Here is a 23,221-nt window from a genome sequence, read left to right on the forward strand (position 1 = left end):
CTACTGCTCTTGCTGGTACTCGTACTGGTTCTGGCCGTCGAGCGCCGGCTGGTCCTCGCCGTCGACCCGGGGCTCGAGGCGACCGTCGGCCTGTGGCTGGTTCTGACCGTCCTCCTCGGGCTGGACCTCACCGTCGGCGCCCGGCGTGACCGTGACCGTCACGGTCGGCGTGGGCTTGGGCCGGGCCTTTTCGGGGAGCACCGTGTCGCGCGGGTCCTTCGTGGGGGCCTGCACGACGACACCGACGATGTCGAGCTTGGAGAAGCCGACGTACGGCGTGACGTAGAGGGTGCGGGTCAGGTCGCCGCCGGACGGGTCGACGCGGGAGACGACGCCGACCGGGACGCCGGGCACGAAGGGCTTGTCGGCCTGCGAGCCGAAGGTGACGAGCCGGTCGCCCTTCTTCACCTCGGCCTTGCCGTTGAGGAGTTCCACGCGCAGCGGGCGGTCGCCCTGGCCGGAGGCGAAGCCGAGTTCGTCGGTGGACTCCATGCGCGTGCCGACGGTGAAGTCGGGGTCGTTGGCCAGCAGCACGGTCGCGGTGTTGGGGCCGACGGTGGTGACCCGGCCGACCAGCCCGTCGCCGTTGAGGACGGTCATGTCGCGCCGGATGCCGTCGTTCGCGCCGACGTCGATGGTGATGGTCCAGGAGAAGCCCTGGGCCGCTCCTATGGCGATGACCTCGGCGCCCTTGATGCCGTACTGGCCCTTGCCCGCGACCTTCAGCATCTTGTCGAGCTGCCGCAGCCGGCTGCGATCGCGGTCCTCGCTGCCCAGCTTCGCCTTGAGGGCGGCGTTCTCCTGCTCCAGCCGGGCGAGCCGGTCGTGGCGCTCGCCGGAGTCACGGATCGCGGCGACCGCGTTGCCGACCGGGTTCACCGCGGCCGACACGCCGTCCTCGATCGGGCCGAAGACCGTGGCAGCGGCCTGGCGGGCACCGTCGACCGGGGAGTCCTCACCGCCGCGGATGTCCACCGTGATCAGCGCGAACGCGATGGCGATCAGCAGCACCAGGAGCAGCCGGCTCTCTCGTGTGTCCCTCACGTGCGGCGGCCGTGCCTTTCCTCATAGGAATGTGCAGAGGTTTTGGTGTTCAGGTGTACGGAGGCTCACGGGCGAGCTTATGCCTCCATATCAACGATCCGCCGTACGAGAGGAGATCATCCCGTACGGCGGAACCGAAGAGTTACTCGGGTCTGCGTCATCTGCGCGGCTGGGCGTCCAGCACCTGCTGCAACGCCTCGAACTCCTCGACGCACTTGCCGGAGCCGAGCGCCACGCTGTCGAGTGGGTCCTCGGCGATGTGGATCGGCATGCCGGTCTCGCGGCGCAGGCGCTCGTCGAGGCCGCGCAGCAGGGCGCCGCCGCCGGTCAGAACGATTCCTCTGTCCATGATGTCGCCGGACAGCTCCGGCGGGCACTTGTCGAGGGTCGTCTTGACGGCGTCCACGATCGCGTTGACCGGCTCCTCGATGGCCTTGCGCACCTCGGCCGCGGAGATGACGACGGTCTTGGGCAGCCCGGAGACAAGATCCCGGCCGCGGATCTCGGTGTGCTCGTCGGAGTCGAGGTCGTACGCCGAACCGATCGTGATCTTGATCTGCTCGGCCGTCCGCTCACCCAGCAGAAGGGAGTACTCCTTCTTGATGTGCTGGATGATCGCGTTGTCCAGCTCGTCGCCCGCGACGCGGATGGACTGGGCGGTGACGATGCCGCCGAGGGAGATGACCGCGACCTCCGTGGTGCCGCCGCCGATGTCGACCACCATGTTGCCCGTGGCCTCGTGGACCGGCAGGCCGGAGCCGATGGCCGCGGCCATGGGCTCCTCGATGATGTGCACCTGACGGGCGCCGGCCTGGGACGACGCCTCGATGACGGCGCGGCGCTCGACGCCGGTGATGCCCGAGGGCACACAGACGACGACCCGCGGACGAGCCAGATACCGCCGCTTGTGGATCTTCAGGATGAAGTAGCGGAGCATCCGCTCGGTGATCTCGAAGTCGGCGATCACGCCGTCCTTCAGCGGACGCACGGCAACGATGTTGCCGGGCGTGCGCCCGATCATCTTCTTGGCCTCGGCACCGACCGCGAGAATGCCACCGGTGTTGGTGTTGATAGCGACCACGGACGGCTCGTTGAGTACGATCCCGCGACCCCTGACGTACACCAGCGTGTTGGCGGTCCCGAGGTCGACAGCCATGTCACGGCCGATGAACGACATTGAGTTCCCCATCAGGATTCGTCTGGCCTTCCTGGGAGCTTTTGATGGCTTGTCAGGTCGGCGAAGTGGGTGCTGTGACGTGAAGGCTTCCATCGTAGACGCGCCTGCACGAACACTGCGGGAAGGTCTTCGCCATTGTCATCAGATGGCGTGCCGCCCCGCTTGTGGAGACGGGCCATCGGGGGCTCTCGTTCCCTCGATCGCCACGCATATGCCTGCTACTGCATTCGGGTGCCGCCGTGGGCGTCACGCACGGCCCGGGAAGAAGATCTTCACCTCGCGCTCGGCGGACTCCTCGGAGTCGGAGGCGTGGATCAGGTTCTCACGGACGATCACACCGTAGTCACCGCGGATGGAGCCCGGCGCGGCGGCGATCGGGTCGGTCGGACCGGCGAGCGCGCGCAGCCCCTCGATGACCCGCTCGCCCTCGACGATCAGCGCGACGACCGGACCGGAGGCCATGAACTGAACCAGCGGCTCGTAGAAGGGCTTGCCCTTGTGCTCCCCGTAGTGCTGCTCCAGGGTCTCCTGATCCAGCGTGCGCAGCTCCAGCGCCGTGATCTGCCAGCCGGCCTTGCGCTCGATACGGCTGATGATCTCGCCGGTCAGGCCACGGCGTACAGCGTCGGGCTTGAGCAGGACGAGGGTGCGCTGGGTCACGGGAGGGCTCCTTCTTACTGCCGGTGTGCGGTGGGATGAGGTTACAGGGCGTGTCCGGGCGCCTGTTACGCAGCGTCAGGTGTGGAGGCGTCCCCTTGCTCGGCCTGCGCAGCGAATCTCGCCTTCGCCTCGTCGACCTTCCGGCCGTAGTGCACCGAGGCCCACCACAGCGCCGCGAAGACCACGCCCAGGAAGAACATCGTCGGGACGACGAACCCGGAGGCGATGAGGGCGATCTGCAGGGCCCAGCCGAGCGCGACACCGCCGGGCCGGGTCACCAGACCGCACAGCAGCACGCACAGGAACATCGCGATCCCGCTGACCGTCCACACCGTCGACATGGCCAGATCGGGGTCCTTCATGGCGACCAGACCGGCGAAGCCGATGACGAAGAACTCGCCGATCAGGGTCGAGGAACAGAGCGTACGCATCGTCGGACTCAGCCCTTCCCCAGCAGCAGCCGGGCCTCGCCGACCGTGATGACGGATCCGGTGACCAGCACACCGCCGCCCGCGAACTCGCCCTCCTCCTCGGCCAGCGTGATCGCGGCCTCCAGGGCGTCCGGCAGCCGCGGCTCGACCTGTACGCGCTCGTCGCCGAACACCTCGACGGCGATGGCGGCCAGTTCGTCGGCGTCCATGGCGCGGTGCGAGGAGTTCTGCGTGACGACGACCTCGGCGAAGATCGGCTCGAAGGCCTCGAGGAGATCGCGCACGTTCTTGTCGCCGCTCGCGCCCACGACGCCGATCAGTCGGCTGAAGTCGAAGGCCTCCCCGATCGCCTCGGCGACGACCCGCGCACCGGCCGGGTTGTGGGCGGCGTCCAGCACGACGGTCGGAGAGCGCCGTACGACCTCCATCCGCCCCGGCGAGGCCACGGCCGCGAACGCCTTGCGGACCGTGTCGATGTCCAGCGGCTCGGCCCGCGCGGCGCCGACCCCGAAGAACGCCTCCACGGCGGCGAGGGCCACGGCGGCGTTGTGCGCCTGGTGCGCGCCGTGCAGCGGCAGATACACCTCGGGGTACTCACCGCCCAGCCCGCGCAGGGTGACGAGCTGCCCGCCGACGGCGACCTGACGCGAGACGACCCCGAACTCCAGGCCCTCGCGCGCGACGGTGGCGTCGACCTCCACGGCCTTCTTCAGCAGCACCTGCGCGGCGTCCACCGGCTGCTGGGCCATGATCACGGTGGCGTCCTGCTTGACGATGCCGGCCTTCTCGGTGGCGATCTCGCCCGGAGTGGAGCCCAGCCGGTCGGTGTGGTCGAGGTCTATGGGCGTCACCACGGCCACGTCACCGTCGATGACGTTGGTGGCGTCCCAGGAGCCGCCCATGCCCACTTCCACGACGGCGACGTCGACGGGCGCGTCCGCGAAGGCCGCGTACGCCATGCCCGTGAGCACCTCGAAGAAGGACAGGCGGTACTCCTGCGAGGAGTCGACCATCTCGATGTACGGCTTGATGTCCTGGTACGTCTCGATGAACCGCTCGGCGGAGATCGGGGCGCCGTCGAGGCTGATCCGCTCGGTGATCGACTGCACATGCGGCGAGGTGTAGCGGCCGGTGCGCAGCTCGAAGGCGCCGAGGAGGGCCTCGATCATGCGGGCGGTCGACGTCTTGCCGTTGGTGCCGGTGATGTGGATCGAGGGGTACGACCGCTGCGGGTCGCCGAGCACGTCCATGAGCGCGGCGATGCGGTTGACCGAGGGCTCCAGCTTGGTCTCGCCCCACCTCGTCGCGAGTTCCGCCTCGACTTCGCGCAGGGCCTTGTCGACCTCGGGGTCCTCGGGGCGCGTGGGCACGTCTGCCTGCGGCGGGCCGCCCTGCGTGCGCAGGGTGCGGCTGCCGGCCTCGATGACGGCGAGGTCGGGGTCGCGGTCGGTTTCTGCCGCGATGATCTCGTCGAAGGGGTCGTCGCTCTCACTCACGGGGTCAGTCTACGGAGGGGGACTGACAGAGTGCGTAGGGAGTGGGGGCGGAGTGCCTAGTGGGTGGGATGGCTGATGCCGTCCGGCGGGCGCGGGGAGGTCTGTGGCTGGTCGCGCAGTTCCCCGCGCCCCTGGGTCGGCTACTGCTGGGGCAGCCTGTCCAGCTGGGCCTGGATTCGGGTGATGTCCTCCTCGGCCTTCGCCAGCCTCCCGCGGATCTTGTCCACCACCTGGTCCGGCGCCTTCGCCAGGAACGCCTCGTTGCCGAGCTTGGCCGTCGCCTGGGCCTTCTCCTTCTCGGCCGCCGCCAGATCCTTCGCCAGGCGCTTGCGCTCCGCCGCGACGTCGATCGCGCCGGACAGGTCGAGCGCGACCTGCGCGCCCGCGACCGGCAGCGTCGCCGTGGCCGTGAAGGCGTCGCCCTCCGGCTGGAGGCGCAGCAGCTGGCGGATGGCCGGCTCGTGCGGGGCGAGTGCCGTGCCGTCCAGGGTCAGACGGGCCGGGACGCGCTGGCCCGGCTGCAGGCCCTGGTCGGCGCGGAAGCGGCGGACCTCGGTGATGACCTGCTGGAGAACGGCGATCTCCTGCTCGGCCGCCGCGTCCCGGAAGCCACTGTCCTTCGGCCAGTCGGCGATGACCAGCGACTCGCCGCCGGTGAGCGTGGTCCACAGGGTCTCCGTGACGAACGGGACCACCGGGTGCAGCAGCTTCAGCGTGACGTCGAGGACCTCGCCGAGGACGCGCTTGGAGACCTCGGCGGCCTCGCCGCCCGCGGCGAACGTCGTCTTCGACAGCTCGACGTACCAGTCGAAGACCTCGTCCCACGCGAAGTGGAAGAGCGCGTCCGACAACTTGGCGAACTGGTAGTCCTCGTAGAACGCGTCGACTTCAGCGACGACGGAGTTGAGCCGGGAGAGGATCCAGCGGTCCGTCGAGGACATCTTCGACGGCTCGGGCAGCTCGCCCTCCACCGTCGCGCCGTTCATCAGCGCGAAGCGCGTCGCGTTCCAGATCTTATTGGCGAAGTTGCGGGAGCCCTGGACCCAGTCCTCGCCGATCGGGACGTCGACGCCGGGGTTGGCGCCGCGGGCGAGCGTGAACCGCAGCGCGTCGCTGCCGTACTTGTCCATCCAGTCCAGCGGGTTGACCGCGTTGCCGAAGGACTTCGACATCTTCTTGCCGAACTGGTCGCGGACCATGCCGTGCAGGGCGATGGTGTGGAACGGCGGGGTGCCGTCCATCGCGTACAGGCCGAACATCATCATCCGGGCGACCCAGAAGAAGAGGATGTCGTAGCCGGTGACCAGGACGGAGTTCGGGTAGAACTTCGCGAGCGACTCGGTCTGTTCGGGCCAGCCGAGCGTGGAGAAGGGCCACAGGCCGGAGGAGAACCAGGTGTCGAGGACGTCGGTGTCCTGGTGCCAGCCCGCACCGGACGGGGGCTCCTCATCCGGTCCGACGCAGACGACCTCACCCTCCGGGCCGTACCAGACCGGAATCCGGTGCCCCCACCACAACTGCCGCGAGATGCACCAGTCGTGGAGGTTGTCGACCCAGTCGAAGTACCGCTTCTCCATCTCCTGCGGGTGGATCTTGACGCGCCCGTCACGGACGGCGTCACCGGCGGCCTTGGCCAGCGGGCCGACCTTGACCCACCACTGCATGGAGAGCCGGGGCTCGATGGTGGTCTTGCAGCGCGAGCAGTGCCCGACGCTGTGGACGTACGGCCGCTTCTCCGCGACGATCCGGCCCTCGGCGCGCAGCGCGGCGACGATGGCGGAGCGGGCCTCCAGCCGGTCCAGCCCCTGGAACGGGCCGTGGGCGGTGATGACGGCGTGCTCGTCCATGATCGCGACGGTGGGCAGATCGTGGCGCTGGCCGATCTCGAAGTCGTTCGGGTCGTGCGCCGGGGTGACCTTGACGGCGCCGGTGCCGAACTCGGGGTCGACGTGCTCGTCGGCGACGACGGGGATACGGCGGCCGGTGAGCGGCAGCTCGATCTCGCGGCCGACGAGGTGGCGGTAACGCTCGTCCTCGGGGTGAACGGCGACGGCCGTGTCGCCGAGCATGGTCTCGGCACGCGTCGTCGCCACGACGATGGCGTCGTCACCGTCGCCGTACCGGATGGAGACGAGCTCGCCGTCGTCGTCCTGGTACTCGACCTCGATGTCCGAGATGGCCGTCAGACAGCGCGGGCACCAGTTGATGATGCGCTCGGCGCGGTAGATCAGCTCGTCGTCGTAGAGCCGCTTGAAAATGGTCTGGACGGCCTGCGAAAGCCCTTCGTCCATGGTGAACCGCTCGCGCGACCAGGCGACGCCGTCACCGAGGCGCCGCATCTGCCCGCCGATCTGCCCGCCGGACTCGGCCTTCCACTGCCAGACCCGCTCGACGAACGCTTCCCGCCCGAGGTCGTGCCGGGACTTGCCTTCCTTCCCCAGCTCCCGCTCGACGACGTTCTGCGTGGCGATGCCGGCGTGGTCCATGCCGGGCTGCCACAGCGTCTCGAACCCCTGCATGCGCTTACGCCGCGTCAGCGCGTCGATGATGGTGTGCTCGAAGGCGTGCCCGAGGTGCAGACTGCCCGTGACGTTCGGCGGCGGGATGACGATGGTGTACGGCGGCTTGTCGCTCTTCTCGTCCGCCTCGAAGTAACCGCGCTCTACCCAGCGCTCGTACAGCGGCCCCTCTACATCGGCCGGCGCGTACTGGGTCGGCAGTTCGGTGTGGGGCGCTGTTGGCTGCTGCTGAGCGTTCTCGGTCACGGGCTCAGTTTAGGGGTGTCCCGGGCGTGTCCCGAAACACGATTCTTCTGTAACGGTGGGCACCCCGATGCCATGCGTTGCCTGTGTCTGCGCCAGGATGTCAGGAACACATAAGCATCTGGAGGGGAACCCAGAAATGAGCTACAACCAGCCGGGCCCGTACGGCGGGCAGCCCCAGCAGCCCGGTCCGTACGGCCAGCCCGGACCGTACGGCCAGCAGCCGCAGGCGCCCCAGCCCGGCTACGGCTACCCTCAGCAGGCTCCGCCCGCCCAGCCCCAGCCGGGGTACGGCTACCCGCAGCAGCCCCCGCAGGGCGTCCCGCCCCAGCAGCCGTACGGCCAGCAGCAGCCGCCGTACGGCCAGGCCCCGTACGGGATGCCGCAGCCGCCGGCGCCGGGTGGCGGTGGCAAGAAGGCGGGGCTGATCATCGGGGCGGTGGCGGTTGTGGCCGCGATCGGTGTCGGGGTGTACTTCGTGATCGGCGGGGGTGGGGGCGCGGGCGCCCTCGAGGACGACGGGGCGCACAAGCTGACGACGCCGCAGACCGTGCTCGGCGAATACAAGCGGTTCGGTGAAGGCAGCCAGGCCAATGACTCCGACACCGTGAAGGACATGGAGAAGAGCGGCGTCAAGAACGGGACGACCGTCGTCGGCCAGTGGTCCACCGCCGACCTCAGCGGTTTCGACCCGAAGGACCCCTCCACACTTCCCTCCCAGGCCGAACTGCTGGCCGCCAAGGGCGTCACCATGTTGGGCGGTTATGGCGAGATCGCCGACCCCGAGTCGGCCCTGGACGAGTTCTTCGCCTCCATTCAGAAGAAGGTCAAGGAGAGCTCTTCGAGCAAGTCTTCCACCATGCAGAACGCCGAGCTGGTCGGCGAACCCGAGGAGGTCGAGATCGACGGCACGGTCGCCAAGTGCCAGTCGACCAAGGCCACCAACGCGCTCACCAAGAAGGAGTCGACCGACTGGTTCTGCGCCTGGGCCGACTACAGCACGATCGCCATGGTCTCGCCCGGCGACAACACCGGCACGGGTGTCGACAAGGACACCACGATCGACATCACCACCAAGCTGCGCGAGGAAGTCCGCGCCAAGGCCTGATGCCGTAAGTCTCACATGCGAAGGGGCCCCGGTCGCTCGACCGGGCCCCTTCGTACGTCTGCGGTACGGCTACGCCGTCTTCTGCTCCCCCGGCCCGCGCCCCCGCGCATCCCGCGGAATCAGCGTCGGGTTCACGTTCGAGTGGACGACGTCCGCCGTGATGACGACGCGGGCCACGTCCTTGCGGGACGGGATCTCGTACATCACGCCCTGGAGGACCTCCTCCATGATGGCGCGCAGGCCGCGGGCGCCGGTCTGGCGGAGGATGGCCTGGTCGGCGATGGCCTCCAGGGCCTCGCGCTCGAAGTCCAGCTCCACGCCGTCGAGTTCGAAGAGGCGCTGGTACTGCTTCACGAGCGCGTTGCGCGGCTCGACCAGGATCTGGAGCAATGCCTCGCGGTCCAGGTTGTGCACGCTCGTGATGACCGGGAGGCGGCCGATGAACTCGGGGATCATGCCGAACTTGACCAGGTCCTCGGGCATGACGTCCTCGAACTGGTCCTTGGCCTCCAGCTCGCGCTTGGAGCGGATCGTCGCGCCGAAGCCGATGCCCTTGGCGCCGGCCCGCGACTCGATGATCTTCTCCAGGCCCGCGAAGGCGCCGCCCACGATGAACAGGACGTTCGTCGTGTCGATCTGGATGAACTCCTGGTGCGGGTGCTTGCGGCCGCCCTGCGGCGGGACCGAGGCGGTGGTGCCTTCGAGGATCTTCAGGAGTGCCTGCTGGACTCCCTCACCGCTGACATCCCTGGTGATCGACGGATTTTCACTCTTGCGCGCGACCTTGTCGATCTCGTCGATGTAGATGATGCCTGTTTCGGCTTTCTTGACGTCGTAGTCCGCCGCCTGGATCAGCTTCAGCAGGATGTTCTCGACGTCCTCGCCGACGTACCCGGCCTCCGTCAGCGCGGTGGCGTCCGCGATCGCGAACGGGACGTTCAGCATCCGGGCCAAGGTCTGGGCGAGGAGCGTCTTGCCGGAGCCCGTGGGGCCCAGCAGCAGGATGTTGGACTTCGCCAACTCGATGGCGTCGTCGCGGCCTTGGGCGCCGCCGTTCTCGCCGGCCTGCACGCGCTTGTAGTGGTTGTAGACGGCGACGGAGAGGGCTTTCTTGGCGGCCTCCTGGCCGACCACGTAGCCCTCCAGGAACTCGTAGATCTCGCGCGGCTTGGGCAGTTCCTCCCAGCGGACCTCACTGGTCTCCGCGAGCTCTTCCTCGATGATCTCGTTGCAGAGATCGATGCACTCGTCGCAGATGTACACACCAGGGCCTGCGATGAGCTTCTTGACCTGCTTCTGGCTCTTGCCGCAGAACGAGCACTTGAGCAGATCGCCGCCGTCACCGATGCGTGCCACGGTGTGCTTCCCCTTCGCCTGGGAGACGCCTGGACGTTTTCGAATCCAGCGGCTCCTGGTGCTGCCTTATGTCCGACGGTACCTTGCCGAGCCCCCCGTTCGGGCCCCCCTTGGCGCGGTTCACTTTGACGTGCACCGTCCCAAACCGTGCCAAGGGGCAGCAGACAATACCGGGTCCGCGTCAGCGAACGTCGGCGTTGTTCATCTTCCGCGTGGAGATGATCTGGTCGATCAGCCCGTACGACAGCGCGTCCTCGGCCGTGAGGATCTTGTCGCGCTCGATGTCCTCGCGGATCTTCTCGATCGGCGTGGTGGAGTGTTTGGCCAGCATCTCCTCCAGCTGCGAGCGCATCCGGAGGATCTCGTTGGCGGCGATCTCCAGGTCGGAGACCTGGCCGCGGCCCGTCTCGCTGTAGGGCTGGTGGATCAGCACGCGCGCGTTGGGCAGCGCCATGCGCTTGCCGGGCGTGCCGGCGGCCAGCAGGACGGCCGCGGCGGAGGCCGCCTGGCCCATGCAGACCGTCTGGATGTCCGGCTTCACGAACTGCATCGTGTCGTAGATGGCCGTGAGCGCGGTGAAGGATCCGCCCGGGCTGTTGATGTAGACCGAGATGTCCCGGTCGGGGTCCATCGACTCCAGGCACAGCAGCTGCGCCATGACGTCATTGGCGGAGGCGTCGTCGATCTGCACGCCGAGGAAGATCACGCGCTCTTCGAACAGCTTCGCGTACGGGTCGTACTCGCGGATGCCCTGCGAGGTGCGCTCGACGAAGCGGGGGATGACGTAGCGGGACTCGGCGGCGGGACCCGTGTACTCGGCGCGCGTGCGGTCGTACAGGCCGCTGCCGGGGAAGTCGTTCACTGTCTGTCTCCTAGGGGCTCAGGCGGTCGGCTGGGGGCGCTGTGGGGGCCTCAGGCCCCGGTGCCGCCGCCGCCCGGCATACCGGCGGCCGTGGGCATGATGTCGTCGATCAGGCCGTACTCCTTGGCCTCGATCGGGTCGAACCAGCGGTCGCGGTCCGAGTCGCGGGTGATCTGCTCGACCGTCTGGCCGGTGTGGAAGGCGGTCAGCTCGGCCATGCGCTTCTTGGTGTGCAGCAGCCGCTCCGCGTGGATCTTGATGTCCGAGGCGGAGCCCGCGAGGCCGGCGGAGGGCTGGTGGATCAGGATCTCGGCGTTGGGCAGCGCGAAACGCTTGCCGGGGGTGCCGGCGCTGAGCAGGAACTGGCCCATCGAGGCCGCCATGCCCATGGCGATGGTGACCACGTCGTTCTTGATGTACTGCATGGTGTCGTAGATCGCCATGCCGGCCGTGATCGAGCCGCCGGGGCTGTTGATGTAGAGGTAGATGTCCTTGTCCGGGTCGGCGGCAAGGAGCAGCAACTGTGCGGTGATCCGGTTTGCGATGTCGTCGTCGACCGGCTGGCCGAGGAAGATGATCCGCTCGTTGAGCAGCCGGTTGTAGACATGGTCGCCGAGGCCACCGCCGATGGAGGGCTCGCCTGCGGCGGAGGGCATCAGATTCGTCACGTATCCACCTGCTCGTCTTACGACGGCGCCGGGCCGTCTCACGTGTTCTGCGTGGGCAACGGGGGCTCCCCTGCCCTCATACTCATGGACCCTAACGCGGTGGCCCGGTGCCGCAATCCCGGTTCCGCGGGTGTTCGCCGGGGGCGTAGAGCCTCCGGCGGTTGGGCGGATGCCTACGCGCCGTGACTGTGCCGGTGCGTGGGCGGCCGCGGGACCGTCGGGGCCGTTCGCGCAGTACCCCGCGCCCCTTCAGGGACGATGCACAGCCGCACGACAGAAGGGCCCCGGGACGTGATACGTCTCCAGGGCCCTCCCTACGATCTTCCAGGCGCCGTGGGCTCAGCCCTCGGACTTCTCCTCGTCGGCGGCGTCGGCGGTGCCCTCGGCGACCTCCACGGTCTCCGTGGCCTGCTCGACCTCGTCCTCGTCGCTCAGGTCGATGACCTCGCCGTTGGTGTCCTTGACGACGGCCTTCTCGACCACGACGGCCAGGGCCTTGCCGCGGGCGACCTCGCCGACCAGGAGCGGAACCTGGCCGCCCTCGACGACCGCCTGGGCGAACTGGTCGGGGGACATGCCGGAGGAGGAGGCGCGGCGCATGAGGTGCTCGGTGAGCTCCTCCTGGTTGACGTTCAGCTTCTCCAGCTTGACCAGCTCGTCGAGGACGAACTGGGTCTTGATGCCCTTGACCGCGGCCTCGCGGGTCTCGGTCTCGAACTCCTCCTCGGTCTTGCCCTGGATCTCCAGGTACTTCGCGAGGTCCAGGCCCATCTGGCCGAGCTGGTGGTGCTCGAGGTTGTGCTTACGGGTGTTGATCTCGTCCTCGAGCAGCTTCTCGGGGACCGGGACCTCGACCAGCTCGAGCAGCTTCTCCAGGACGCGCTCCTGGGCCTGCGTGGCCTGGTCGTACTGCTTCATGTTCTCGAGGCGCTTGCGGCTGTCGGCCTTGAGCTCGTCGAGGGTGTCGAACTCGGAGGCGAGCTGCGCGAAGTCGTCGTCCAGCTCGGGCAGTTCGCGCGCGGCGACCTGGCTGACCTTGACGGTGACCTCGGCCTCCTTGCCGGCCGCCGAGCCGCCCTTGAGCTCGGAGGTGAAGGTGGCCTCGCCACCGGCCTCGAGCCCCTTCACGGCGTCGTCGATGCCGTCCAGCAGCTCACCGGAGCCGATGGTGTAGGAGACGCCGCTGGCGACGCCGTCCTCCAGGACCTCGCCGTCGACCTTGGCCTCCAGGTCGATGGTGACGACGTCGCCGTCCTCGGCGGCGCGCTCGACGGGGGACGTCGAGGCGAAGCGCTCACGGAGCTGCTCGACCGACTTCTCGATGTCCTCGTCGGTCACCTCGACGGCGTCGACCTCGACCTCGATGCCGGAGTAGTCCGGGATCTCGATGGCCGGGCGGACGTCGACCTCGGCGGTGAAGTTCAGCGTCTCGCCGTCCTTCAGCTCGGTGATGTCGACCTCGGGCTGGCCCAGGACGCTGAGCTCGGCCTCGTTGACCGCGTCGGTGTAGAACTTCGGCAGCGCGTCGTTGACGGCCTCCTCCAGCACGGCGCCACGGCCGAACCGCTGGTCGATGACGCGGGCCGGGATCTTGCCCTTGCGGAAGCCCTTCACCGTGACCTGCTGGTTGATCTTCTTGTACGCCGCGTCGAGGCTGTCCTTGAGCTCCTCGAAGGGCACCTCGACAGTGAGCCGAACCCGGGTCGGGTTCAGGGTCTCCACGGCGCTCTTCACGGTTCGGTCTCCTTGTGGCTGACTTCTTGGGTTCTGCCGGAGCCAGACTGGTCCGGCGGATTCGCCGCCCGGAGGACTTCGTGACTTCGTACGGTTCGTACGGAGAGACATACGGGCGTGCAGCTTGCATAGTAACGGCAGCGGCGACACGCCCTCAAAGGCGATCACGGGACGCGATCACCGAGGTCGTCGCGCATATGGCCGGTCTTCACCGGACGTGGTCGGGGTGGCGGGATTTGAACCCACGGCCTTCCGCTCCCAAAGCGGACGCGCTACCAAGCTGCGCCACACCCCGTGCTGGTGCGACACGTAGGGTACATGCCCGCAGGCAGTGGGGCCGCCGCATTTATGGGGTGTGCGGCGAGGGGGGCCGACCCGCTACGATGCATCCTGTGCCGCGGTCGCCTGACCTGCGGCGCGTCCGTGCGGGCGTAGCTCAATGGTAGAGCCCTAGTCTTCCAAACTAGCTACGCGGGTTCGATTCCCGTCGCCCGCTCTGTACGGCTCAGGGCCAGGTCAGAGGGAAATCCTCCGCCTGGCCCTGATCGTTTTCGGGGGCTCCGTTCAGTCCGTCGTGTCCCCCGCGTGCCCCTTGGGCTTGCGATCTTTCTTCTTCTTGGACTTCTTGCCGCTCTTCCGACTCTTCTTCACGATCTCGCTCACGCCATCCGCGATCAACCGGTCACGGTCCGCGCTCGCGTGCTGATAAATCAGCGCGGCACGGGTCGTGCTGTGTCCCATGCGGGCCATCAGCTCCCGCGTGCTCGCACCGGTCGACGCGGCGAGGGTGTTCCCCGTGTGCCGGAGATCATGAAAGTGCAGGCCCTTGATGCCGGCATCGGCGCACGCCTTGTGCCACAGCCGGTTGAAGTGGTTGCGGCGAGGAGTCGCACCCTTGGCCCCGACGAAGACACGGCCATCGGCGCCCGGCTCGGCATACTGCTTCAGGTGCTCGCGGATCTCCGAGAGGATCACGACCGGGATCGCGACGGTGCGCTTGCCAGCCGCGCTCTTGGGTGCCTTGATCTCCCGTTGCCCGTTGAACAGCTCAGCGACCGCACGCCGAACCCGTACGGTGCCATGCTCCAGGTCGACGTCCCGGCGGTGCAGCCCGATCAGTTCACCCCAGCGCAGGCCGAGGAGGCCGGCCATGAGAACGAGCACCTTGTACCGGGGCTGGATCTTGCCGGCGAGGGCATAGACCTCTTCCACGGTGGCAGTCGGCCGCTCCGGGGTGTGTACGACGCTGGCACCCTTGATCTGGCACGGATTGCGCCTGATCATCTGGTCCGACACAGCCGTGCCCATGATCGAGCGAAGCAGGGCGTACGCCTTCGCGACGGTGGTCGGTCCCGTGCCGGAAGCAAGCTTGTCGGCGCGCCAGCCCCGAACGAGTGCGGGTGAGATCGCGGCGACGTTGACCGTTCCGAAGGCGGGCTCAAGGTGGTGCTTCAGGAGCGAGCCGTAGAGCTGTCGCGTGGTGGTCGTGATCTCTCGTTCCTTGATCCAGGCTTCGGCGTACGGGCCGAAGGGCACTTGCCCCGCGTCCGGGTCGTGCCAGTCGCCACGGCGCATTTCCGACTGCTTGTCGGCGAGCCATTCGTCAGCGTCCTTCTTCGTGCGGAAGGTCTCGGGAGCCGGGCGGAGCTGACCGTCAGGGGCGAGGTAGCGCGCCTGATAGCGCCCCGACGGGAGCTTGCGGACGCGCCCGAACTGGCGGCGCTTGCCGGCCATCAGGCGGCCTTTCCGTAGCGCTGGCGGGGCTCCACCGTGTTGGCGGCCAGGAACGCTCGTACGGCGCTCTCGGGGATGCGGACGTGCCGACCAACCTTGACGTACGTGATGCGCCGCTCTTCGACCAGGCGCCGGGGGAAGCGCACGGTGGTGCCGAGGATCTCGGCTACGTCGGTGACACTGAGGTATCGCTCATTCATGGCCGTACTTCCCTTCTGTCCGGGGCGAGTTGGCGAGTTCGGTGCGGGCGGTTTCGCGGTTGAGTTGGAGGTCGCGGGCCATGGACGCGGCGAGGGCGGATTCACCGGGGGTGTGGCCGTGGCCGGCGTACTGCCAGGAGGCGAGGACGAGCACGGTGTCCGGTTCGTGGCCGTCGAGGCCGAGGGCTTCGCGTTCCTGTGCGGCGCGGTAGTCGGCGCGGATCTGCCGCAGCACGCCGAGGGTGGTGGAGTAGCGCCGGGACTTGGAGGAGAAGTGGCCGCGAAAGCCGAGCATGTGTGCCCACGCGGTCAGCCGGCGATCCGGGTAGACCGGATCGAGGTCGAAGCAGGCTTCGATCAGGCGGCGGGGATGGTCGGGCAGGCCGAGGAGAACGGCGGCTTCCCGGTTGCCGATGCGCCGGTCCACGGTGCCGGTGTTCTCGGCTGCTTTGGTGGCGTACTTGGCGACGTAGGAGGCCACGGCCTGTTCGGTGATCTCGGAGCCGTCTCCGAACGCCTTGATCGGGCGGACGTCGAGCTGTCGACCCCAGCGCAGACGCCAGCCGTCGAGGTAACCCATCTCTTCGTTGGGCGGCACCGTGATCGTGGTGTACGGGTGTGCGGCGGCGGCGCGGATGGCCCGGGTGAGTAGTTCCGTGCTCGCCCAGGAGGGCGGTGCGGTATCGGGGCCGTCCGGTCCGTCGAGGCGGATCACGGCGTGGAAGTGGACGGCACCGCGCTTCTGGAACTCGGCGACCTTGCCGTAGGAAAGCCGAGCGACCTCTTTGAACGCCTTCTGTGTGATGCCGACCTGAGCGGCGATCTCGCGGCGCAGCCGGTTGGCGAAGCGGTGCCACAGCTCCCCGGCGTGGTTGTTGAACAGCACCGCACCCGCGTAGTCGTACGCGTCGGGATCGAGCGGCGTGCCGAGCGCCGGGTCGTCGTCGCGGTGGGCGGTGCCGCAGCGGCAGGCGCCGTGTGTGGGCCGGTTGTGGACGGGGCCGAAGGACGGTGCGGTGAGGGTGGCGAAGACGCGGGGCCGGTTGCGGATCGTGGCGGGGATCTCGTGGCGGGTGTCGCCGACGAGGCCGGCGCGGATGAGGTGGTAGGTGTCCCCGGCGTAGGTCCAGGCGCACGAGGGGCAGCGGGAGGCACGGCGGTTGCCGCAGGCGATGCGCAGCCGGCCACCGGGTTCGGTGTCGGTGGTGTAGTTGCGCAGCGTCTCGCCAGTCGCCTTGTCCTTGGTGATGGACCAGCCGGTGAGGTGGATCGGGTCGGAGCAGCCACCGGTGCGCTTGATCTGGTCCTGCCAGCGGTCGAAGCCGGGGGATGAGGCCACCCGAAGCATGTCGCCGAGGGTGGCCTCATCCAGGCCCGCCGCCAGGGTAGCGGTGTCGGTCACACCAACACCTCCTGACGGGTGGTCAGGAAGGCGGTGCCGATCCACCGCGTGTAGGCGGGCGGGATCGCCTCGGTCAGTTCCTCGGGGACGTCGGTCCAGGTGATGCCCATGGCCTGTTGCATCTCGGGGACGGTGGCCTTGCCGCCGCCGTCCCCGTACGCGGCCACATAGGGGCCGTCGCGGTAGACGCCGTGGCGCCAGCCCCGCACGTAGCCCCGGTGGCGGGGGTGGGCCGGCTGCATGGCACCCCAGCCGCCAAGCTCGAAGTTGCGGTGCCGCAGCACGCCGAGACCGAACATCTCGCCGCACAACGACACGTCTTTGCGGATCTCGGCGCGGCCGTTGGGCTGTTCGATCACATACGGCAGGCCGGACCGGTCGAGCAGCGTCCGCGTGGGGGCGACGAGGTCGGTGTGCGTGCCGCCCCAGCCCTGGGAGGCGTTGGTTCCCACGGTCAGGGCACAGCCGGCCTGGCAGGGCGGGGAGGCGTGCACGAGGGTGTACCGGGCGATGTCGCCGGTGAAGATCAGGTGGGCGAGGTATTCGAGGGCATCGCCTCGGTGGTAGGCGAAGGGGTAGTTCGGGCGGTCGGCGATGTCGCAGCCGTCGACCTCGAACCCGGCGAGGTGGTAACCCCAGCCGGCGCCACCGGCGCAGGAGAACAGGTCCAGGACGCGAGGGCGGTTCATGCGGCGACCTCCAGCGCGGCGGGGACCAGGGGGCGGCGAACAGTGCGGGTTCCGGTGCCGTGACAGGCCGGGCAGTGGGTGGTGACGGTGCGCAAGTGGCTGTGTCGGTCGCGCCCGCCGAGGGTGACCTTGACCGAGGCGAAGCCGTCGCAGTCCGGGCAGATCCGCGCGTTGGTGGCGGTGGCAGGAGTGGGGCCGGTCATGATGGTGGTTCCTTCCGGTTCAGTGGATCGGACAGGGACGGCGCCCGGAGCGGACGAAACTTGGCGGTAGAGGCCGCTCCGGGGGCCGGTCAGCGTCGCTTCGCGTCGGAGGCGAGCAGGGAGCGCAGTACGACGGCGCACACGGCGACCGAGGCGCCGGTGATGGCGACCGCGAGGAGCATGGAGACCAGGACGGCGCCGACGACGAGAACCACGGCGGTGCCGCCGCCGACGAGGGCGACCAAGGTGCCGGGGGTGAGCTGCACGACCGGTCGGGACGGCGCCGGCGCCACGGGGGCGGGCGGCGGGGTCTGGGCGGCCGGGATGACGGCGGTCGGCTCGACCACGGCGGGCGGGGCGGTGTGGCCGGTCGGGGTGGGCATGGTCGGGATCTTCGGGCGGAGCATCGGTCAACTCCCTTCCAGAGCGGGTTACTTGACGAACGGGTCGATGGTCGGGGCGATCAGGCTGCCGGCGAGGATGTAGCCGCCGATCAGCAGGACGAGGACGAGCCAGAGCGGCGGGCGGACGAGCTTGATGCCGACCACGGCCAGGCAGGCGATGAAGAACCACAGCGGCACGGACACGACGGTCAGCTCCCCCGGTTCTCGTACTTGCTCTTGATCCGGCAGCGGTGGCCCTTGGCCGCGACGCACACGGCGCCGTAGCTGGAGTACTCGGCCGACCAGCCGCACTGATCGGCGGTGCAGGAGGCGAGGTAGCCCTTCTCGCCGTCCCGGGTCAGCGCACGGCCGATCTCTACGGGGCCGTAGCGCACCAGGCGCTGGAAGAGGAAACCCATGGCTTCAAGTCCTTTCTGAATCAGGCGAGTTGGGCGGCGATGGCATCCGCCATGGCGGGCGGAACGTTGAGACGGGCGCGCAGGGTGTCAAGGTCGATCGGCGATCCAGTGCGCGCCTGGTGGTCATCGGCAAGCCGGCGGGCGTGCGCCACGAGCGCCGGCGGGGCCTCGATCGCGGGAGCCGGAGGGGCTTCCGGTAGGGCGGGGGCCGGTTCGGCGGCGGGGATCGACTCGGGTTCGGCGATCGGCTCGGGGGCGCGCGTCACCGTGGCCGGCTCAGCGGGCTCCGGAGCATGGTCGCCGGACACGGGGCGGGGTGTGGGGCTGTGGGCGAGGAGGGTGCCGCCGAGGAAGGCGAGCGCGGGCCAGCCGGCGACACCGAGGCGGAGCAGGGCGGGCGGATGTTCCAGGTCGAGGAATCCGGCGGTGGCGACGTTGGCGCCGAGCGAGGCGACCAGGGCGATCAGGAACCAGCACCAGGCCAGCCGGGACGGGCCGTCCGAGCGCAGCCGACGCCACGCAGCCACGAGCAGCAGGTCGACCGAGACCGGATAGGCCCATGCCTTCCAGCCGGTCTGTCCGGCCGCGGCGGCGAGGTCGTGCAGGTGGGCGAAGGACAGCGCACCGGCGATCACGGCCTGTACCAGGACGGCGTCCGGGCGGATCGTGCGGGGCATGCTCTTCACCTCCTTCAAGGGGGTTGGGCCAGGGCGGGGCGGGGATCGAGTCCGGCCGCCCAGCCCTGGCGGGGTTCAGTCGGTGGTGGCTTCGCCGGAGCCCCAGCAGGTCAGGCAGAGGCCGGTCTGGTGGTCGTCGGTGATGCGGCCCTTGCGGGTGCCGACCTTGACGGCTTCGGTGATCTCGCCGTTGCCGTTGCAGTCCGGGCACTTCGCCGGTTTCGGCGGAGCCGGCTTGCGGCGGGTGGCGGGCTTCTTCGCGGCACTCACGGCGTCCACCCCTCGCCGGGGTACTCCGGGCCGTCGCTGGGGTCGTAGCCGGGCGGGAACAGGCCGGGCGGAGGCTCCGGCAGCGACACGGCCAGGGCGCCGCCCACGACATCGGCGAAGTCCAGGTCGGCACCCGGGGTGTCGGCGTAGAGGGCGAGCCGACCGAGCATCGCCACGGTGAGGACGAAGTCCTCGCAGTTCGGGCACATGGCGGTCACCGGTCCTGGGTGTTGTCGCCGAGGTTCTCGGCAGCCCACAGGCGCAGGTCTTCGGCTTCCTGCTCGTTCAGCGGCTCCGGGACCGATCGGGCCTGGTCAAGGGCGCCCTCCAGGTTCCGGAAGGTCTCTTCACGCATCGGATTTCCTCCTGATTCGGGCATGGCTGGGGTAGGGACGTGGCGCGATGCGGTCACGCCGACCGGGATCGAGCGGGGAGGGATCAGGCGGCTTCGGCGAGCGGTTCGACCGTCGCGGGCGCCTCGACCGGGCCGAGGTCGAGCACGGGGCGGAAGCGGGCCAACTCCGGAATGTCCGGGGTGAGACCGGCGTACTTGTTGCAGGCGGTCACGGCCTCCCGCATCGACGTGTACGGGGCCCGGATCCGGGTCCAGTCGCCGTTGGAGTAGCCGACCACGGCCATACCGGGCCGGTCGTTACGGATCTGCGTCGCGGCGAACACCGCGTGCGGGGACACGTCACCGAACGCCATCTTCGCCGACGACTCGTCATTGACCCGATGCGCCATCCGGCCCGTGAGCTGGGCACGCAGCATCGTGATGCCGTCGCCGAGTTCGGAGCCGAAACGCTGACCGTAGATATCGAGGAAGATGCCGGCCGCGCGACCGAGCTGGGCCAGGCGGACCAAAGCGACGATGATGCGCTCACGCCGCTTCTTCTCCGCCGTGGTCGTGAACAGGGCGAGTTCGGCGATCTCGTCGATCGTGAGCACCACCGGCACCGGCCGCAGATACTCCGGCAGACCCCAAATGTTCGCGGTGATCTCCGCATCCGGGGTGTCCGCGCTGATCCGCTGTTCCCGACGGATCACCTGATACGTCGCCTCCATCCGCGCCACCAACGCCTCCAGCAGATCAGCCGCATCATCCGGGTTGTCCGCGAGCGCAGAGAACCGGCGAGCCAACGGAGACAGCTCCACGCCGCTCTTGCAGTCGATGCCGACCAGCGCGACGTGCTGCGCGGCGAGTTCCTTGATGACCCGGCGTTGCGTGACGGACTTGCCGGAGCCAACCGCGCCGAGGGTGACCGAGTGCGGCACCACCTTGTAATCGCGGTAGTGGACCGAGCCGTCCTCACACAACGCGACCGGGATCCGCAGTTCGCTCCGCTCGGTCCGGGCTGGCATCTGCACCCGCCGGAGCACGTCATAACCGGTCGTCGCGATCTCTACCACACCGGGCTTGATCTCGCGGGAGGTGACCTGATGGACACCGAAGGCATGCCGCAGCCGATCAACGGCCGCCGAGTAGTCGAAGGCATCCTGTCCCGGCATCATCCGGATCCGCAGCCGCAGCCCCGTCCGGGTCGGCTTGATCCACATCAGCCGGGGGACCCGTTGGCGCGGCGTCTGCCACTTGAAGATCCGGGACAGCCACAGCCGGAACCGGGAGGCCGGGACCGTCAGGTCACAGGCGTCCATGACCGACGCGTAGCGGATACGGACCTTGGCCGTGGCGTAGACGACACCGAAGGTCATCCAGAACCAGGCGGGGCGGCGCCACCGAAGCAGCAGCGCCAGCCCAACCAGGACCACCACGACGGCGATCAGCAGCCACCGCATGATCAGGCCGCCTTCAGGTTCTTCGAGCCGCCGGCGTCCACGGCGGTGACCGCGACCGCGCGGAAGCTGATGCCGTGCCGCTTCTGGCCGTTGAACTCGTTCTCCCACGGCCGAGCCACCAGACCGGTCAGCGCGACCGGCGTACCCATCGCCAGCTCACCGGAGATGGCCGACTCACCCACGGTGACCTTGACCACCTCGGCGTTGCCGTTCATCACGAACAGCACGTCCAGGGTCACCAGGAACTCACCGGTCTGCCGGTCCGCAGCCCGCTCCTGGGTCTTCTGGTTCGCGTACTTCGGCTGCGGAGGCTGAGCCACCATCAAGGTCGCGCCGGCGGTGTCCACGGGGATCTGCTGCATGATGGAACTCCCTTTTGGGATGAGCCCCGGACTGCGTCGTGATCTTGGCGGATGGCACGCAGTCCGGGGCGACTTGTTGTTGCGACACCACCGAAGCTACTCGCAGAAAAACTGCGAGTCAACAGAAAAACTGCGACTAGTAGGAGTTCTCTGAGTCTGCGACACTGAGTGCGACGACAAGGAGGAAGAAATGGCCAACTTCGGGCTTTTTGTTCGCTTCACGCTGCGTGATGGTGCTGGCGAAGCGTTCGACGCACTCATGCGAGAGACGACGGCAGGGATTCGGGCGCACGAGCCCGGCACGCTGGTCTATGCATGCCACGAGGTCGAGGGCGCACCCAATGAGCGGATCTTCTACGAGCTGTACACCGATCACGACGCCTTCGAGGAGCACGAGCGCCAGCCGCACACGCGCCACTTCCTGGCCGAGCGCTCCAAGTACGTCGAGAAGACCGAGGTTGACCGCCTCCAGCCGTACGCCGGCAAGTACCCCACCGGAGCCGAGAAGTGACGGTTTCCGACGCCAAGACCGTCGGCCAGAGAGTGAAAGAGCTGCGCCGCGCCGCCGGCATGTCACAGGGCGACCTTGCTGCCGCCATGGGGCGCTCTGAGAGCTGGGTCTCACAGGTCGAAAGAGGCGTACAGCCAGTTGAGCGGCTGTCGGTCCTTCAAGCTCTCGCCGACGCGCTCAACGTGCCCGTACGCGACCTACGGCCGGATGCCGCTGCCCCGGCGGAGGAAACCGAGCCAGAGGAGCAGACGAAGAGCAACGACCTCGACGGTCTACGGGTAGCCCTTACCGGTCACCCCGCGCTGGGCAGCCTCTTCCAGCAGCCCCCTGCCGAATCGACTCCGTCACTTGCCGACTTCCGCCAACAGGTCGACAAGGCGTGGACTCTCGTACACGCATCAAGCTACGCGGCACTGAGCGATCATCTTGCCAAGCTCCTCCCGAGTATCGAGACCGCAGTACGCCAAGCGCCAGCAGGCGAACGCGCGGAGCTCCATGCCCTACGCGCCAAGGCATACCAGGTGGCCGCATCTAGCTTCACCCGCCAAGACCAGGCTGACGCAGCATGGGTCGCAGCCGACCGAGCACTACAGGCAGCCGAACTTGCAGGCCAGCCGCTGGAAGTCGTCGCAAGCCTGTTCCGAATGGCGCACGCTTTCATGCGGCAGCGGCACATGGACCAAGCCGAGCAGGCAGCGCAATCCGCTGCGGCCGTCATGGGTCCGAGGACAGAGGCACCGGCGTGCCCACCGGAAGAGCTGTCGCTTTTCGGCGCCATGAACCTCGTCCTTGCAGTGATCAACGCGAGGGAGGGCAACCGAGGGCGGACCCACGAGCACATCGATCGAGCGCGCGGGATCGCAGCGCGGTTGGGCGGGGACCGAAACGACTTCGACACGGAGTTCGGGCCGACGAACGTCGAGATCCACGCCGTAAGTACCGCAGTGGAGTTGGGAGATGCTGGACTCGCCCTAGAGGTAGCCCAGCAGGTTGACGCATCAGGTCTTTCGCCCGAAAGGCAATCGCGTTTCCTGCTTGACGTGGCGCGGGCACACGCGCAGCGGCGACACGTCGGTGAGGCCACAGCCGCACTCATGGAGGCCGAGTCCCTGGCACCGGAGCAGATCCACGATCACCACTTGGCCCGCGAGGTCATCCGCGACTTGATCCAACTCTCGGACCCTCGCATCCCCGAGTCGCTGCGCAACTTGGCTGAGCGAAGCGCCGTGATCTAGGTGCCCGTCACCCGAAGCCCCGCGCGGTAGGAGATCTCGTA

Annotated in this window: 27 protein-coding genes and 2 tRNA genes; 4 read left to right on the forward strand and 25 right to left on the reverse strand. The window is 68.5% G+C overall.

What is annotated here, in order from left to right; translation table 11 throughout:
• From mreC to ACP4J3_RS14185, 6 genes are all read right to left on the reverse strand, one after another.
• Nucleotides 1–1,044, reverse strand: a complete 1,044-nt coding sequence (gene mreC, locus ACP4J3_RS14160; RefSeq protein WP_426534083.1) for a rod shape-determining protein MreC — start codon at nucleotides 1,042–1,044, stop codon at nucleotides 1–3.
• A 157-nt stretch (nucleotides 1,045–1,201) separates the two neighbouring features.
• Complete coding sequence (locus tag ACP4J3_RS14165) at nucleotides 1,202–2,221, reverse strand: rod shape-determining protein (protein WP_004001297.1); 1,020 nt, start codon at nucleotides 2,219–2,221, stop codon at nucleotides 1,202–1,204.
• A gap of 246 nt (nucleotides 2,222–2,467) precedes the next feature.
• The gene (gene ndk, locus ACP4J3_RS14170) at nucleotides 2,468–2,881 is read right to left on the reverse strand and encodes a nucleoside-diphosphate kinase (RefSeq protein WP_426534085.1); all 414 of its coding nucleotides are present in this window, start codon (nucleotides 2,879–2,881) and stop codon (nucleotides 2,468–2,470) included.
• A 65-nt stretch (nucleotides 2,882–2,946) separates the two neighbouring features.
• Nucleotides 2,947–3,312 carry a DUF4233 domain-containing protein gene (locus ACP4J3_RS14175; protein ID WP_426534087.1) on the reverse strand — a complete coding sequence of 122 codons (366 nt, stop codon included), beginning with the start codon at nucleotides 3,310–3,312 and terminating at the stop codon, nucleotides 2,947–2,949.
• A gap of 8 nt (nucleotides 3,313–3,320) precedes the next feature.
• The gene (folC, locus tag ACP4J3_RS14180) at nucleotides 3,321–4,808 is read right to left on the reverse strand and encodes a bifunctional tetrahydrofolate synthase/dihydrofolate synthase (protein WP_426534089.1); all 1,488 of its coding nucleotides are present in this window, start codon (nucleotides 4,806–4,808) and stop codon (nucleotides 3,321–3,323) included.
• 140 nt (nucleotides 4,809–4,948) lie between these two features.
• Nucleotides 4,949–7,573 (reverse strand): valine--tRNA ligase, encoded by a 2,625-nt coding sequence (locus tag ACP4J3_RS14185; protein ID WP_426534091.1) that lies wholly within the window; start codon nucleotides 7,571–7,573, stop codon nucleotides 4,949–4,951.
• Between the two features lie 136 nt (nucleotides 7,574–7,709).
• On the opposite strand from ACP4J3_RS14185, the gene ACP4J3_RS14190 reads away from it, so the two are divergent.
• The gene (locus ACP4J3_RS14190; RefSeq protein WP_426534093.1) at nucleotides 7,710–8,678 is read left to right on the forward strand and encodes a hypothetical protein; all 969 of its coding nucleotides are present in this window, start codon (nucleotides 7,710–7,712) and stop codon (nucleotides 8,676–8,678) included.
• 69 nt (nucleotides 8,679–8,747) lie between these two features.
• Here the strand turns inward: ACP4J3_RS14190 and clpX are convergent, their stop codons facing one another.
• The 5 genes from clpX to ACP4J3_RS14215 all read right to left on the reverse strand — a co-directional run bounded on the left by clpX (nucleotide 8,748) and on the right by ACP4J3_RS14215 (nucleotide 13,593).
• Nucleotides 8,748–10,034 (reverse strand): ATP-dependent Clp protease ATP-binding subunit ClpX, encoded by a 1,287-nt coding sequence (clpX, locus tag ACP4J3_RS14195; protein ID WP_030052243.1) that lies wholly within the window; start codon nucleotides 10,032–10,034, stop codon nucleotides 8,748–8,750.
• A gap of 181 nt (nucleotides 10,035–10,215) precedes the next feature.
• Nucleotides 10,216–10,896, reverse strand: a complete 681-nt coding sequence (locus ACP4J3_RS14200) for an ATP-dependent Clp protease proteolytic subunit (RefSeq protein WP_308400784.1) — start codon at nucleotides 10,894–10,896, stop codon at nucleotides 10,216–10,218.
• Nucleotides 10,897–10,946: 50 nt separating this feature from the next.
• On the reverse strand, nucleotides 10,947–11,552 hold the full coding sequence (locus ACP4J3_RS14205) for an ATP-dependent Clp protease proteolytic subunit (RefSeq protein ID WP_426534427.1): 606 nt from the start codon (nucleotides 11,550–11,552) through the stop codon (nucleotides 10,947–10,949).
• 351 nt (nucleotides 11,553–11,903) lie between these two features.
• The gene (gene tig, locus ACP4J3_RS14210; RefSeq protein ID WP_426534096.1) at nucleotides 11,904–13,298 is read right to left on the reverse strand and encodes a trigger factor; all 1,395 of its coding nucleotides are present in this window, start codon (nucleotides 13,296–13,298) and stop codon (nucleotides 11,904–11,906) included.
• Between the two features lie 218 nt (nucleotides 13,299–13,516).
• Nucleotides 13,517–13,593 (reverse strand) — tRNA-Pro (locus tag ACP4J3_RS14215).
• Nucleotides 13,594–13,723: 130 nt separating this feature from the next.
• Here ACP4J3_RS14215 and ACP4J3_RS14220 point away from each other — a divergent pair.
• Nucleotides 13,724–13,794 (forward strand) — tRNA-Gly (locus tag ACP4J3_RS14220).
• A 68-nt stretch (nucleotides 13,795–13,862) separates the two neighbouring features.
• Here ACP4J3_RS14220 and ACP4J3_RS14225 read toward each other — a convergent pair.
• The 14 genes from ACP4J3_RS14225 to ACP4J3_RS14290 all read right to left on the reverse strand — a co-directional run bounded on the left by ACP4J3_RS14225 (nucleotide 13,863) and on the right by ACP4J3_RS14290 (nucleotide 21,434).
• Nucleotides 13,863–15,032, reverse strand: coding sequence for a tyrosine-type recombinase/integrase (locus tag ACP4J3_RS14225; RefSeq protein ID WP_426534098.1), 1,170 nt, complete (start codon nucleotides 15,030–15,032; stop codon nucleotides 13,863–13,865).
• Nucleotides 15,032–15,232 (reverse strand): excisionase family DNA-binding protein, encoded by a 201-nt coding sequence (locus ACP4J3_RS14230; RefSeq protein WP_426534100.1) that lies wholly within the window; start codon nucleotides 15,230–15,232, stop codon nucleotides 15,032–15,034. Before ACP4J3_RS14230 ends, ACP4J3_RS14225 begins: the two co-directional genes overlap by 1 nt.
• Nucleotides 15,225–16,634: a replication initiator protein RepSA gene (gene repSA, locus ACP4J3_RS14235; RefSeq protein WP_426534102.1), complete on the reverse strand. Its 1,410-nt coding sequence runs from the start codon at nucleotides 16,632–16,634 to the stop codon at nucleotides 15,225–15,227. The genes ACP4J3_RS14230 and repSA overlap by 8 nt, the downstream gene beginning before the upstream one ends.
• On the reverse strand, nucleotides 16,631–17,323 hold the full coding sequence (locus tag ACP4J3_RS14240) for a DNA methylase (protein WP_426534104.1): 693 nt from the start codon (nucleotides 17,321–17,323) through the stop codon (nucleotides 16,631–16,633). Before ACP4J3_RS14240 ends, repSA begins: the two co-directional genes overlap by 4 nt.
• A complete protein-coding gene (locus ACP4J3_RS14245) occupies nucleotides 17,320–17,526 on the reverse strand; it encodes a hypothetical protein (protein WP_426534106.1) in 207 nt (68 codons plus the stop codon). The genes ACP4J3_RS14240 and ACP4J3_RS14245 overlap by 4 nt, the downstream gene beginning before the upstream one ends.
• Before the next feature lie 89 nt (nucleotides 17,527–17,615).
• Entirely contained in the window at nucleotides 17,616–17,933 is a 318-nt protein-coding gene (locus tag ACP4J3_RS14250) for a SpdD-like protein (RefSeq protein WP_426534108.1), read from the reverse strand.
• A 24-nt stretch (nucleotides 17,934–17,957) separates the two neighbouring features.
• Nucleotides 17,958–18,113: a hypothetical protein gene (locus ACP4J3_RS14255; protein WP_426534110.1), complete on the reverse strand. Its 156-nt coding sequence runs from the start codon at nucleotides 18,111–18,113 to the stop codon at nucleotides 17,958–17,960.
• A gap of 5 nt (nucleotides 18,114–18,118) precedes the next feature.
• Nucleotides 18,119–18,328, reverse strand: a complete 210-nt coding sequence (locus ACP4J3_RS14260) for a mobile element transfer protein (protein ID WP_426534112.1) — start codon at nucleotides 18,326–18,328, stop codon at nucleotides 18,119–18,121.
• A 20-nt stretch (nucleotides 18,329–18,348) separates the two neighbouring features.
• Nucleotides 18,349–19,005 (reverse strand): DUF2637 domain-containing protein, encoded by a 657-nt coding sequence (locus tag ACP4J3_RS14265; RefSeq protein WP_426534114.1) that lies wholly within the window; start codon nucleotides 19,003–19,005, stop codon nucleotides 18,349–18,351.
• 75 nt (nucleotides 19,006–19,080) lie between these two features.
• On the reverse strand, nucleotides 19,081–19,275 hold the full coding sequence (locus tag ACP4J3_RS14270; protein WP_426534116.1) for a hypothetical protein: 195 nt from the start codon (nucleotides 19,273–19,275) through the stop codon (nucleotides 19,081–19,083).
• Entirely contained in the window at nucleotides 19,272–19,484 is a 213-nt protein-coding gene (locus ACP4J3_RS14275) for a hypothetical protein (RefSeq protein WP_426534429.1), read from the reverse strand. Before ACP4J3_RS14275 ends, ACP4J3_RS14270 begins: the two co-directional genes overlap by 4 nt.
• Nucleotides 19,485–19,489: 5 nt before the next feature.
• Nucleotides 19,490–19,630 carry a hypothetical protein gene (locus ACP4J3_RS14280; RefSeq protein WP_426534118.1) on the reverse strand — a complete coding sequence of 47 codons (141 nt, stop codon included), beginning with the start codon at nucleotides 19,628–19,630 and terminating at the stop codon, nucleotides 19,490–19,492.
• An 83-nt stretch (nucleotides 19,631–19,713) separates the two neighbouring features.
• A complete protein-coding gene (locus tag ACP4J3_RS14285; protein ID WP_426534120.1) occupies nucleotides 19,714–21,072 on the reverse strand; it encodes an FtsK/SpoIIIE domain-containing protein in 1,359 nt (452 codons plus the stop codon).
• Nucleotides 21,073–21,074: 2 nt separating this feature from the next.
• Nucleotides 21,075–21,434: a hypothetical protein gene (locus ACP4J3_RS14290; RefSeq protein ID WP_315886234.1), complete on the reverse strand. Its 360-nt coding sequence runs from the start codon at nucleotides 21,432–21,434 to the stop codon at nucleotides 21,075–21,077.
• 190 nt (nucleotides 21,435–21,624) lie between these two features.
• Between ACP4J3_RS14290 and ACP4J3_RS14295 the strand changes: the two genes are divergently transcribed.
• Nucleotides 21,625–21,945 (forward strand): putative quinol monooxygenase, encoded by a 321-nt coding sequence (locus tag ACP4J3_RS14295; protein ID WP_426534122.1) that lies wholly within the window; start codon nucleotides 21,625–21,627, stop codon nucleotides 21,943–21,945.
• The gene (locus tag ACP4J3_RS14300) at nucleotides 21,942–23,180 is read left to right on the forward strand and encodes a helix-turn-helix domain-containing protein (protein WP_426534124.1); all 1,239 of its coding nucleotides are present in this window, start codon (nucleotides 21,942–21,944) and stop codon (nucleotides 23,178–23,180) included. Before ACP4J3_RS14295 ends, ACP4J3_RS14300 begins: the two co-directional genes overlap by 4 nt.
• Nucleotides 23,181–23,221: the final 41 nt, after the last annotated feature.

Origin of the sequence: Streptomyces sp. UG1 (assembly GCF_049974585.1) — a bacterium.
GTDB lineage: Bacteria > Actinomycetota > Actinomycetes > Streptomycetales > Streptomycetaceae > Streptomyces.

Coding starts and splice junctions, on each gene's coding strand:
- ACP4J3_RS14250 (WP_426534108.1), bottom strand. CDS start 17,933: ATGCTCCGCCCGAAGATCCCGACCATGCCCACCCCGACCGGCCACACC.
- ACP4J3_RS14280 (WP_426534118.1), bottom strand. CDS start 19,630: ATGCGTGAAGAGACCTTCCGGAACCTGGAGGGCGCCCTTGACCAGGCC.
- ACP4J3_RS14275 (WP_426534429.1), bottom strand. CDS start 19,484: ATGTGCCCGAACTGCGAGGACTTCGTCCTCACCGTGGCGATGCTCGGT.
- ACP4J3_RS14265 (WP_426534114.1), bottom strand. CDS start 19,005: ATGCCCCGCACGATCCGCCCGGACGCCGTCCTGGTACAGGCCGTGATC.
- ACP4J3_RS14205 (WP_426534427.1), bottom strand. CDS start 11,552: ATGCCCTCCGCCGCAGGCGAGCCCTCCATCGGCGGTGGCCTCGGCGAC.
- ACP4J3_RS14290 (WP_315886234.1), bottom strand. CDS start 21,434: ATGCAGCAGATCCCCGTGGACACCGCCGGCGCGACCTTGATGGTGGCT.
- ACP4J3_RS14240 (WP_426534104.1), bottom strand. CDS start 17,323: ATGAACCGCCCTCGCGTCCTGGACCTGTTCTCCTGCGCCGGTGGCGCC.
- ACP4J3_RS14175 (WP_426534087.1), bottom strand. CDS start 3,312: ATGCGTACGCTCTGTTCCTCGACCCTGATCGGCGAGTTCTTCGTCATC.
- ACP4J3_RS14260 (WP_426534112.1), bottom strand. CDS start 18,328: ATGGGTTTCCTCTTCCAGCGCCTGGTGCGCTACGGCCCCGTAGAGATC.
- ACP4J3_RS14225 (WP_426534098.1), bottom strand. CDS start 15,032: ATGGCCGGCAAGCGCCGCCAGTTCGGGCGCGTCCGCAAGCTCCCGTCG.
- ACP4J3_RS14295 (WP_426534122.1), top strand. CDS start 21,625: ATGGCCAACTTCGGGCTTTTTGTTCGCTTCACGCTGCGTGATGGTGCT.
- ACP4J3_RS14190 (WP_426534093.1), top strand. CDS start 7,710: ATGAGCTACAACCAGCCGGGCCCGTACGGCGGGCAGCCCCAGCAGCCC.
- ACP4J3_RS14285 (WP_426534120.1), bottom strand. CDS start 21,072: ATGCGGTGGCTGCTGATCGCCGTCGTGGTGGTCCTGGTTGGGCTGGCG.
- ACP4J3_RS14165 (WP_004001297.1), bottom strand. CDS start 2,221: ATGTCGTTCATCGGCCGTGACATGGCTGTCGACCTCGGGACCGCCAAC.
- ACP4J3_RS14245 (WP_426534106.1), bottom strand. CDS start 17,526: ATGACCGGCCCCACTCCTGCCACCGCCACCAACGCGCGGATCTGCCCG.
- ACP4J3_RS14230 (WP_426534100.1), bottom strand. CDS start 15,232: ATGAATGAGCGATACCTCAGTGTCACCGACGTAGCCGAGATCCTCGGC.